The sequence below is a fragment of the Paucilactobacillus wasatchensis genome (genome assembly GCF_000876205.1).
Taxonomy (GTDB): Bacteria; Bacillota; Bacilli; order Lactobacillales; family Lactobacillaceae; genus Paucilactobacillus; species Paucilactobacillus wasatchensis.
Genome location: NZ_AWTT01000001.1, coordinates 74,777 through 86,780 on the forward strand (window position 1 = coordinate 74,777; position 12,004 = coordinate 86,780).

11 protein-coding genes are annotated in these 12,004 nt (G+C 38.4%); 1 reads left to right on the top strand and 10 read right to left on the bottom strand.

The features are described from left to right. Positions 1-58: 58 nt before the first annotated feature. The 10 genes from WDC_RS00365 to WDC_RS00410 form a co-directional block, all read right to left on the bottom strand. Positions 59-1,444, bottom strand: a complete 1,386-nt coding sequence (locus WDC_RS00365) for an oligosaccharide flippase family protein (protein WP_044009820.1) — start codon at positions 1,442-1,444, stop codon at positions 59-61. Further along, entirely contained in the window at positions 1,444-2,175 is a 732-nt protein-coding gene (locus WDC_RS00370) for a CDP-alcohol phosphatidyltransferase family protein (protein ID WP_044009821.1), read from the bottom strand. Before WDC_RS00370 ends, WDC_RS00365 begins: the two co-directional genes overlap by 1 nt. Further along, positions 2,165-3,394, bottom strand: coding sequence for a hypothetical protein (locus tag WDC_RS00375; protein ID WP_044009822.1), 1,230 nt, complete (start codon positions 3,392-3,394; stop codon positions 2,165-2,167). Before WDC_RS00375 ends, WDC_RS00370 begins: the two co-directional genes overlap by 11 nt. Positions 3,395-3,415: 21 nt before the next feature. After that, the gene (locus WDC_RS00380; RefSeq protein WP_044009823.1) at positions 3,416-4,522 is read right to left on the bottom strand and encodes a glycosyltransferase family 4 protein; all 1,107 of its coding nucleotides are present in this window, start codon (positions 4,520-4,522) and stop codon (positions 3,416-3,418) included. Positions 4,523-4,546: 24 nt separating this feature from the next. Further along, positions 4,547-5,227 carry a sugar transferase gene (locus WDC_RS00385; RefSeq protein ID WP_044009824.1) on the bottom strand — a complete coding sequence of 227 codons (681 nt, stop codon included), beginning with the start codon at positions 5,225-5,227 and terminating at the stop codon, positions 4,547-4,549. A 68-nt stretch (positions 5,228-5,295) separates the two neighbouring features. Beyond that, a complete protein-coding gene (locus WDC_RS00390) occupies positions 5,296-6,072 on the bottom strand; it encodes a tyrosine-protein phosphatase (RefSeq protein WP_044009825.1) in 777 nt (258 codons plus the stop codon). 44 nt (positions 6,073-6,116) lie between these two features. Continuing rightward, positions 6,117-6,839 carry a CpsD/CapB family tyrosine-protein kinase gene (locus WDC_RS00395; RefSeq protein WP_044009826.1) on the bottom strand — a complete coding sequence of 241 codons (723 nt, stop codon included), beginning with the start codon at positions 6,837-6,839 and terminating at the stop codon, positions 6,117-6,119. A 9-nt stretch (positions 6,840-6,848) separates the two neighbouring features. Next, positions 6,849-7,706, bottom strand: coding sequence for a YveK family protein (locus WDC_RS00400; protein WP_044009827.1), 858 nt, complete (start codon positions 7,704-7,706; stop codon positions 6,849-6,851). Positions 7,707-8,294: 588 nt separating this feature from the next. Then, entirely contained in the window at positions 8,295-9,305 is a 1,011-nt protein-coding gene (locus WDC_RS00405; RefSeq protein WP_044009828.1) for an LCP family glycopolymer transferase, read from the bottom strand. 517 nt (positions 9,306-9,822) lie between these two features. Next, positions 9,823-11,043 carry a hypothetical protein gene (locus WDC_RS00410; RefSeq protein WP_044009829.1) on the bottom strand — a complete coding sequence of 407 codons (1,221 nt, stop codon included), beginning with the start codon at positions 11,041-11,043 and terminating at the stop codon, positions 9,823-9,825. 168 nt (positions 11,044-11,211) lie between these two features. On the opposite strand from WDC_RS00410, the gene WDC_RS00415 reads away from it, so the two are divergent. Then, positions 11,212-11,739 carry a type 1 glutamine amidotransferase domain-containing protein gene (locus tag WDC_RS00415; RefSeq protein ID WP_044009830.1) on the top strand — a complete coding sequence of 176 codons (528 nt, stop codon included), beginning with the start codon at positions 11,212-11,214 and terminating at the stop codon, positions 11,737-11,739. The last annotated feature ends 265 nt before the right edge of the window (positions 11,740-12,004 follow it).

Consider the following 12,004-nt stretch of genomic DNA (forward strand, 5'->3'; position numbering starts at 1 on the left):
TTTACTGTCATAAAAAATAATATGAAAGTAACATACATCAATTACCTAATCGGTAGATTTAAAATCTAAGGAATTGAATACTTCTTCTTATGATTTTAAAGTTTATAAAAATATCAAGCGTAACCAATGCAGAAACTAACAACATTGATAATAGCCATCCAAAGATCATATTAATCATAATAAAAATAGTAATAACTATGGCTTCATTGACAATGTTTCCATAATAAATGGAGCCAATCTTAGTTTTCATGAATACTTCAGATAAAATAGAACGAATCGCAAAAACAATTATTACCCCAAAAAGTATGCTATTCACACTGTGAAATGCAACACCTACAAGTGTGACAATGAGACAAATTATTACTGATATTGCATTGATAAATAATAACTTTTTTTCCATACGCATGGTCTTCATAAAGGTATTTGTGATCATCTCAAAGTACCCCTGATACACACAGATTGGAAATAGAATAGCTAGCGCACTAATGCTTCCAACATAACTTGGTAACCATAATTTAAAAACGAAAATGATTGGATAATACAAAAGTAATCCGGCTATCATTGCAAAAGAAACAATATTTGATAAGTTCCTATATAAATCAGTCTGCTTAAGTTGGGATCGTTTCAATACTGGAAAAATAACTTGACTCATGGCAAAAATAAAATTCATTAAGATATTTGAAATGTTAATGGCCAACGACACTTCACCAAACATGACTATACCAAACTCAATTTGAATTCCTATTCTTGCAATACCTAAGATTAGGTTAGCTGAAAAGTTTGAAACTAAAAGCATCATTCCCGATCTGATATAGATCCTTGCTTTACCAAAAATTTTGTTTATTGATTCACATCTTCCCCATAATAACTCTCTGCACGTTGACATAGCATAGAGCAAAGAAGCTAAGCGCCCAACCATATCACCAATTGCAAGTAATCTGTAGTTTGATACATTCATTAAAATTAATCCTACAATTACCAAGATATTAAAAATATTACCTATAGTACTTATGAAAGCAAATTTACCCATCTGATTCGTATCTTGGAGAATGTAATAAAAAAAGAGCCTCACATTATTTATAAAAATGCCAAACGCAATCAGCTGTATTACAAAGGAATAGTTCTCGTTAGAAATCAATAAACCGATAAAAAAAACAATAATTGCCATAAGTAGCTGAAAATAAATGATACCCTGAAATTGAGACCGGAGAGCCCTTTTATCGATCTCATCGTAATACTTTCCCGCATAATTGAGGTATATTCCTTCCAACCATCCAAATTGCAGCACACTCACATAGAACATGTAAAAAATATAAAGTTGCCAGTAGCCAAACCCTGCTTGATCAATAAATTTGGGCACGATTAAAGCTACTACCGCCGACTCAATCATTGAGATTAAATTAGCAAAAAAAACAAAAGAAAAATTTTTGAATAATGTTCGCATTAATCATTCTCCCGAATTTTTCTCACTGTTTTCATTGTAGTAAAAAAACTATACAATCCAATACACAAATGAATAATAAAATATATAAAAACATACCAATCAAGATGATTCAAAAAAAAGAATACAATCATTAGAGGATTAGCCAATCCTGCAGCTCCAGCAACATTCAATCCAATAATCATTATAACCCCATAAGAATTCTTTTCACTAATTTCACTGCCATTAGAATTAAAAATAACTGACATTTTATTATTAATTAATCTTGGTAAAATAACTAATATTGAAGTTGAAAATCCAAAAATAAGAAATAAATAATTTGCATCATACTCAGTGAGATGATAAGCGCTTACGCCGAGAGAAAGGTACAGTAACGTGATATACAGGTATCCGCTAATACCATCAAAAAACATTCCTTTTTTACTGGCTGTTTTAGTGACTCTTGAAATATTGCCGTCTATACAATCAAACACTATCCAAAAATTCATAATAATTAATCCAACGGTAATACCCGACCTGTCTCCAAACAACAAGAAAAGACTTCCAACGACAGAGACTACAGCTGAAAATGCGGTCGCCTGATTTGCGGAAACCTTTAATTTCAAAAAAAGCCACGTAAAAATATATGACAATGGTCTAATCACGAGTCTCACCCAAATATCGATATTATCTATATGTACTTTTTCTTTAGAACGACAACTTGAAATCTCATGTAGAGAATAATTAGCCTTCATTTTTATCTTCCTTCTCTTTAAATTTTACAATTATATACACAACAATAAATATTATAAATTCTGGGATTCTAAGTCTTATTCCAGTTCCTATATTTTTATTTGAAAAGGCAATAACAACATTCCAAAAGATTGCCTGAATTAGTAAGAAAAAAAAGCACGGATTACTTTTAATTATTTTTTTTAGCAATTCTCTCTTTTTCATTAACATAAAAATACAAAATTGAATCAAAAAGCCTTCCGTTATGCCAACGACTATCAGCTGTAGGGATTTAAATTGCCAAATCAGTGGACTTAGCATATTGCATACAAAACTATAAATATATTGAATGATGAAAAGAGGAAAGTTTGTCGTCGAATACGCCCCCATAAAATCTGAACTACCATAATTAACCAGTACTACGGTCCCAAATTCAGTCCTATATCCGGACTGAAATTGAAGTGCGTCCATTAACGACATATTAACAACTGGAAGCTCAACTGACTTAAAAAAAGTAAACCAAAAAAATAGAATAAAAATACTACTTAACATTAACCACAAAAAGCTCTTAAATGAAATCCTTCTAAATATTAAAAAAATTATTCCTGCAAGTAATACCGAAATTGCCTGATATTTTCTTAAAGAAAATAAAAAAATCCACCATGCCAAAATAAAAATTGCATCAATTAAATGTTTATATGATAACCATTTGCAACTATATTTCATTACCGAAATAAAGGCAAGGTAGATCCAGATGTCTCTACCAATACCGAAACAAACTGAAAAAATTAATGCCGGATAAAGTATGAACACTGCCCCTAAATAGTTTCTTGCACTTCTGTTGCTTTGGTAAGATAGGCCCATTTTATCAGATAGGAAGCTAAGCAAACTTGAAACTTGAAAAAGAAGCGCATAAAAGACAAATAAATTAACAATTCTTACAACCAATGGATCCAAGATTCCAATTACGGACACAATTATGGACATAATAGGTGTGTACGAAGTACTGGTAACATTTTGCATATTGCTGGTTTTAAATATTTTAAAATTATTTACTATTTGCGTCCAATATAGCTGGCTATCGTTTCCACCGGGCAGGCCAGAAACAGAAGCTCCTAATTCTCCAACCTTTACAGAGTAAAGGTATATAAAAAGGCTTATTAAAAAATATTCAAAAATAATAAACATATACAAATAAGTATACGTGGGGGTATTTCTTTTTAAATATACATCTTCGTGCATTAAACATACCTCTATTGCTATTTACTTTAAATTACAATAAATCTGATCAATTTTGCTTAACATTCTGCTTATTTCAAATTCTTTTTTATATTTGTTAAAAGAATTTACTCCAAATTTGTCTAACAGGCTGCTATCATTGAGAAGGCAAGTAATACGTTCAGCAAGCTGCTGCTCATCCTCTGGCTTTACCAAAAAACCATTTACACCTTCAGATACTAGTTCAGAATTTCCGCCGACATCTGATGCAATCAACGGTAGTCCATAACTCATCGCCTCAATTAGACTAATTGGTAAACCCTCGTAATGAGTTGATAAAATATACAAGTCATTATTAATTAGGTAAGGTATAACATTCTGTTTAAACCCAACAAATTTAACTCTTTTATCCAATTTCATATCTTTTACCAACTTTTGATTTTCTTCTAAAGTTGAACCATCGCCTACAAAAGTTACTAAAAAATTCCTATTTGAAATTTGTGAAATTGCCTTAATTAAGGTTGTTTGATCCTTTTGAGCTGAAAATCTTGCTATCATAACTATTTTTATGGCTTCATTTTCTAAATTATGAGTTATGTTTTTTTCTGTTGGCTCTGGAACTCCGTTATGAACTACTGCATAGTTGTGTTTAGTAATTTTCAATATCCCATGTTGTTCTCCAATGTCATAATCATATTTAGAAACACAAATAAAATAATCGGTAAGTGGTGAAACTATTTTTTCTATTAATTGGTATATTTTCTTTTTTATGTTCGAGCTTATTCCATTGGTAAAAGCCCAACCATGAACAGTGAAAATAGTTTTAACTGAAAGCCCAATAGATGCTAATCTACCAACTGTGCCAGCTTTTGACGAATGTAAATGTAATATATCGGGCTCTTCTTTTTTTATTATTTTTCGTAAATCAAATATTACTTTACAATCATTAACTAAACTTAATTCTCTATGTAAAGTAGGCAAAGAAATAATCTTTACTTTTCCTATTTTTTTCACTTTATCTAGCAATAAACCATCATTACCAACTACAAATACCACTTCATTCCCCAGATCTATCTGATGTTGGCAAAGTTCGAGTACATGCAACTGTGCCCCTCCCCATGAAGCACTTGTTATACAATACATTATTTTCATTTAATTATTCGTCCAATCATATTGTTAGCCTTTACTACTAATGCTAGTTTTAACAATTTCGTGCATTTTATTAGCAGTTTTTAACTCAGTACCCGAGTTTTCAATATACCCATTTGATTCTTTTTTACCTTCACGAATTCCAATATGCAACAATACATACCAAACAGTCCTCAGCGTAATCTTAGTATCCGTCCGCGCCGAAACCTTCAAAGCATACACACCGTCATAACTGGCCTTCTTAAAGTTAGATACCTCATCGCGACCATGCACTTGTGCCAACCCCGTTAATCCAGGCAGTACCCTATCAGCGCCATTTTTATGTCGCATTTCAATCAATTCAGTTTCACTTAAAATTACTGGTCTCGGTCCAATAATACTCATTTGACCGACAAACACGTTAATTAGTTGTGGTAACTCATCGATGCTAGTTTTACGCAAAAAAGCGCCTACATGGGTAATCTGGTCCTCCGCATTGCATAACTCGGACGTGGCCATTTCATGTGGTGCTTTTTCCTTCATTGTTCGAAATTTGTAGATTCTAAATACATCCCCATTTAACCCGGTTCTTTGTTGCCTAAAAAAGACAGGACCATGCGAGTCCAGCCGTATAATAGCTGCAATTACTAAAAAAGGAATTGCTAACACTATCAGTGCAACAGTTGATACTACGATGTCAAAAAATCGTTTAACAAAAGATTGATACATAACCATCTACTCCTCTCGAACCTGTCCTACTCCGATAGAACATTCTGACATTTTATTCACCTACGACATTAAAATAATCCAAATAACTTTTTCTTTTTCTTCAAAGCAATCGGTCGAATCTGATTTGAAACAACAACTTCCCCATTGATAATTGCTTTCGCATTATCTTCAAAGCGTTGGGCCAAATCGTTCCCGAATTCCACTTTTAGCTTATCAAACGCCTCTCGCACTTCGTACTTCCGACCAGGTAAATTGTGGGCGTCGGAGGAAAATACATAACCTTGACCAGTTGCAATCAACTGATGGCTAAACTTTTCCACTTTTTCTCCAAATGTGCCCACATAACTACTAGCCGTGATTTGCGATAAGCAACCCTTTTTGAGCAATTCTAGCAATATTTCAGGGTGCTCCATCACCCTGGTATTGCGCTCCGGGTGAACGATGACTGGAATGATTCCTCGTTGTTGCACTTGGTAAATCATTTCGTTTGTATACGCAGGCACGTCATCGTCTGGAAATTCTAGCATCAGATATTGATTGCTTTCATCTGCGTATAAAATATCATGTTGGTCAATTGCTTCTAGTAAATCACCATTAATGCGCACCTCTTGGCCAGGAAACACTGTTAACTTAATGTCACGTTCTTTCAAGGCCGCTTGAAACTCCTGCGTCCGATCGATGACATCCTGCCGATGATTGGTGTACACACCGTTCATATGATGCGGTGTCAACAATGCAAAATCCACGCCATTATCAACGGCCTCCTGTGCCAACTTCAAGGAAATCTCCATATTGGCAGAGCCGTCATCTAATCCTGGTAATAAGTGACAATGTAGATCAATCATCCGATGTCCCCCTCAATCAGCGTGTTTCAGCAACAAGCCATTAATTACTCATACCCGTAACCATATCCATAGCCGTATCCGTAACCATTCTTAGGTGCAACATCATTCAACACGTAACCTAATAAGTTTGCATGCACCATCTCAAGCAGCTCTACCGACCGTTTGACGGCTGCCTGTTGCGCGGCACCTTGCCGCACAACCAGGATAACCCCGTCGGCACTTGAAGCTAACACCTGTGTGTCAGTAACAGACAACAGCGGTGGTACATCGAGAACCACAAGATCGTATTCCTCTTGCATCTGTGTTACCAACGCCTTCATTCGGTTCGAATTGAGCAACTCAGCCGGATTAGGCGGTACTGGCCCGCTAGTGATGATCGATAAATTCTCGACACCACTATCATACACATGGTCATGAAAATCCAAATTCTGGGTCAAAATCGTGGATAAACCTTGTGTATTGTTCAAACCAAACGTCGTATGCAACGTCGGTCGTCGCAAATCCGCATCCACGAACAACACCTTTTTACCTTGTTGCGCCCATGTCACAGCTGTGTTAGCTGAGATTGTTGACTTTCCTTCACTCACATCAGACGAAGTAAATAAAATTGTTTTTAACTGCCGGTCCACGGAAGAAAAATCTATATTCGTCCGAATCGTTCGAAACTGTTCTGAAATGACATCTTTTGGTTTCATTGCCGTAATGAGTTTAACGCCGTTAGCGCTGGTATCTGTTGATAATTTTTTGTTTCGTCGAAACAATCCCATGATACCCTCCTAAACCCGTACGCGACGGTGACTGCCTTCATGATCAGTGGCGCGCTTAGTAGCTAGGTGTGAACCCGCCATCTTAATCTGGGCAACTTGACCCAAATTAGTTAGTCCTAACGTCTCAGTTAGGAATTCGTCATCCTTAACCGTTGTATCCGTCAATTCAACTGCAAATGCATAACCGGCGCTCAACAACAATCCGATGACCAGACCAACCAACACAATTAGCATCGTCTTTGGCGCCGTCTTGCTGTCATTAGCAACCGCTTTGGACACCACCGTGACATTGTTCACACTCATAAGGTTCTTAATCTTGTTCTTAAACACCTTGACGACGTTATTCGCAATTGCGGCCGACTTATCAGGATCGTTGCTGACGACATTGACTGCAAACACTTGTGAATTTTCTTCGTTGGAAATTGAAATATCTGATTTTAATTCAGCCACCGACACATTATACTTTTCTCCGGTAGACTTAATCACTGCGGGCTTAGCGGCACTAACTAATCGCTTCGTACCATCCGCGTTAGTCGTATACTTAGCCTTTTTGGCTGGTGTAACCACCTCAGTTGGATTAGCCAGATTACGCTTCACTTGGTTCAAAATCACTTGGTTCGTAATGATATCTTTGTATGTACTAATCATCTGCACATCTGCCTGTTGGTCCTGATATGCAGCCGCCTGATCGGAAGAATCCTTCTTTTGATTGACCAGCACTTGCGTCGTTGAAGTATACTGGGCGGTCATCGCAAACTCTGCCACACCAAATGCGACAATTGCGAAACCAACCATGCTTAAAATAATTAATACCCAATGTTTGCGTAAGATCCCAAACATTCGTTGTATATCGAGCGTGCTATCCATTCTAATCCTCCAAAAGTTAACTGTTATACCGGTTTTTTTGACAACTTTTTAATTATTTAACATAACCTCAATAAAAACAAGTTTAATTTAATCTTTTTAATTAAACTGAAATATTCGAACGACTAATAAATTACGAATATTTGGCAAAAACCATGTATCTGTCGTTAAAATTGTCATAAAAAAACAGAGACATTGAAAAGTCGCTGTTCGTTGCGTTCGTAAATTTAGCATCAAACCAAATATTGCGACGGTTATACGAAAAATAAGAGTTGTCCAAAGTTATTATATCTAAATAAGATGCACGCAATTATTTTAATAAAGATTATTATAACCGATTTCTCATAATTTGCCTAGGGGTTTTGGGCAAATACTTTGGAAATTGTAAAAATTTGTAATACAAAAAGGGATCTCGACTTTAGAAGGCTGTCGAAATCCCTTTGGTTTTGGGGGCTTGGGGGTAGTTTTTGTTTTTATGATTGATTGAATGTGCTCCGTAAGGCAGGTTCTTGCGCTTAACCCAATATGACCAATGATCCCAAGCCCCGGGATCATTGGTCATATTACGTTAATGCTCAGAACCTATTCGCCTTACTGCGCACTCCCTATTTTTACTCTCTTCAATCCCAGATTATCTCTAATCACATTCGAAACTCGCTGGCGTTCTGTCGTTGAAACTACCTCGAACGATTGGCCGCCGATCATTTTGCTGGTTCCTTGCGCGTGATCTGACTTCACCGTTTTGGCTGCTTTGCGATAATTTAGTGCTAGTTTCGTCATTTGGGACTTCTTCAAATCGGTTTTTGATTGTGTCGAAATTGATTTCAAGAATTTTGTATTCAAAACTGTTTTATATGAAATCGACTTACGCAATAACGCTGTGATCACTAACCGTTGGCGTGTTTGGCGGCCGTAGTCACTCTCCGGATCCTGATGGCGCATCCGTGAGAAGTTGAGTGCCGTTTCGCCATTCATGTGTTCTGCCTTACCTGCAGTAAAGCTCGAGCCACCATATGAGAACGTCAGCGGTGAGGTTACCGTGACCCCGCCAACCTGATTGATGGCCTTTTTCAAGCCACCCATATTGACTAAGACGTAATAATCAATTGGCACCTTGATGCAATTTTGGACAGTGTTAATCGTTTCCTTCACATCACCAAACGCATACGCTGCATTGATTTTGGTTGGTGAATACTGCGGGAAATCAGGTAAATTAACCCGCATATCACGAGGCAAACTCGTCATCGTGGTCTTTTTGGTCTTCGGATTGATTGTCATTATAATGATCGTATCCGTCCGTCCCTTATCATCACGACCCAAATCACCGGTATCAGTTCCTAGTAGTAAAATCGACACTGGCTTTTTATTATTCAAAATACTGTTAGAGTTTCGTTGCTTATCAGCACCCGAAGACTCGTACATATCATTGGTCGTTGTGGATAAGTTCTTCCACGCAATTGCAGCGAAAACACCGCCAGCAACTACTAGCAATCCCACAATCACCAAAATCGTATTTCTGAACCGATGATGTCCGTGATGATGGTGGTGATGACGATGATGTTCATGGTGCTGGTTTAGTTCTTCACTTTTATCCGTACTCATTAATTCTTGCTCCTTCGTGGCAGCAGAATTTTGCTACCATCCCCAATTTGAATTTACAGGTATTATCATTCCATTTTATGGGGCGGGCGTCAAGTACGCTTTTTGCTATATTGTTAAAACTTATTTATTGTGCGGGACGTCCTCTTTTTTTATTGCCGAAACGTGTTCGCGTCCGCAGAAGCTTCCGTATAACGATAAATTGAGCAGTACGGTTTTTTACCACCCGCCTTTTTTATTGTCGAAACGTGTTCGCGTCCGCAGAAGCTTCCGTATAACAACAAATTGAGCAGTACGGTTCTTTACCACCCGCTTCTTTTATTGTCGAAACGTGTTCGCGTCCGCAGAAGCTTCCGTATAACAACAAATTGAGCAGTACGGTTTTTTACCACCCGCTTCTTTTTATTGCCGAAACGTGTTCGCGTCCGCAGAAGCTTCCGTATAACAATAAATTGAGCAGTACGGTTCTTAACCGTACTGCTCAATTTATCGTTATACTCCAGCTTCTATGCGCGGTCGCTCACACTCTGTTTAATCCAAATTTCAATAGCGACTTTCCCTCAATCAGCTGCACTAATTTGCCTGCCAATGTTTGTTCTGGGTTGGTCATTTGGTTTAAGTAATCTTGCACCAAAGTCTGATATTTTTGCCCCAATTGATGCGTTGTAACAAACTGCGATACGCCCTGGAATAACTTAATACCGTCATGATAATACTGTGTCAGCGCCAGCGGATGCTCTAATGCCACCTGGCGGTTCATTTTCCTGGCCTGCTTAGTCAACCATGGCAACTTCCATGTTGGCAATGGTGGCTGCTCGAGAAAATAAAGTGCCAATAATTGCACCAATCGCAACTGTTCTTCTGACACGCCACTAACTGTAAATGGATTAGTGTCAAACGTGCGCAACTCAATATGCGTTACGCCATTAGCCAGCAGATCTGCTGGTATCTTGCTGGCGCCACTTTTTAACCGCACTGAATCATAAAATTCCCGCGGCGCGATTAGCTTCCCCTGGGCTACCGCGTTATCAATGGTTTGCGCATAGGCTTTGACTGACGCGTAGTCGCCCATTACGTCATTGCCAAAGCCAAAGCGACTGCTGCGCAAGCTACGGATTGGGCGCACCATTTCCCGCTCGTCCGTGAAGTAATTTTCTTCCACCACCGGACTTGCGCCGAACAAGTACGTCAGCAACCAACGATTCAACACAAAATGCTGCGCTAGCTTTACGTAAATGTCATCCTCAGACCGCAAATCGGGCTGTTGCTGGATCATTTTGTCCATTGCCGGCTGCGTCAAACTTAAATTAACGTGGACACCCGTATTCATCGATTTCCCGATTTCATGGAGGGCACGACTTTCCAGTCTGTATTCGTAGCTTTCAGCTGGCTCCAATGACAACGGAATCCGTTCGCGGTCCTGTGGCAGATTTGGCGGCATACTAAATGGCCATAATATTTCATTAGCAGACATGGTTTGCTTAAATTCTTCGATTGTTTTCGTCATAAACTTACATAAATCACTGGGATTATTCATTTTAGGTGAAACAAACTCGGTCTGCGACACTACAAATTCCCGCTTAATGCTGGCTGCACCGTTGCATTGGTCTAAATTAGGAAACGGAGTCGCACAAATCGTGCCCTGCTCATCGACTCGGTGTTTTTCCACCTCGACGCCAAGCTGGACGTGTTGTTTTAGAATCTGCTCACTGGTTAGTTGCGCTACTAAGTCACGAATCATCGCGTACACCTCACTTTAAATTCTAGCTACCTCATATTTTCAGTATAAACAATAATTAATGTATTATTCAAAAAATAAGAATTTTGAGTGTTTTGGTTTACTTCGGTAGCGCTTTCTTGTTATGGTGAAAATAGGCACTAACCAGATCACGACGAGAGGAGTTTTCTAATGACAACGAAACAAATTGCCGTTTTAGTCACTAACGGGGTTGAAGATATCGAATTAACCTCACCGCGACAGGCGTTGGTCGATGCGGGCTACGAACCAATTTTAATTGGTACACAAGCTGGTGAATTAATTTACGGAAAAAAAGGCACGACATTTAAATTAGACCGCGGGATTGACGACACCCGGCCATCTGAATATCAGGCTTTATTTATTCCCGGTGGTTATTCGCCCGACCATCTACGCGCTGATTCACGGTTTGTTGACTTTACCAGTACTTTTTTTGATAAACAAAAACCAGTATTTGCCATTTGTCACGGCCCCCAATTATTCATCACTGGCGGCCTAGCACATGGTAAGACGATGACCGCCTATAAAACGGTGCAACCCGACTTGCAGTACGCCGGAGCCGAAGTTAAGGATCAGGCTGTAGTCGATGATGGTCCGCTGATTACGAGTCGCAATCCGGATGACTTGCCCGCATTTAATGCCGCAATTGTGGGGTATTTGCAGGTTGTACCGGTGGTGTGATTATGCGCTGAAAATTGGTACGTGTATATGAAAATGGCTTGGGAGGATTGGGTTTGGTTTGGTGTTTTGGTATTTGGATTGCTGAAACGTGTAAATTAAACCAGGCCTCTAGGACTAAGCCAGTTCAACCTCATCCGCTTTAAGCCGCGCATAATGTTGAACTATCTTAGTCTACGATGCCTAACCGGTTTTATTTACACTCTGATTTTTGAAACGTGCAAATCAAACCAGACTTCTAGGACTAAACTCACTTCACTATGACCGC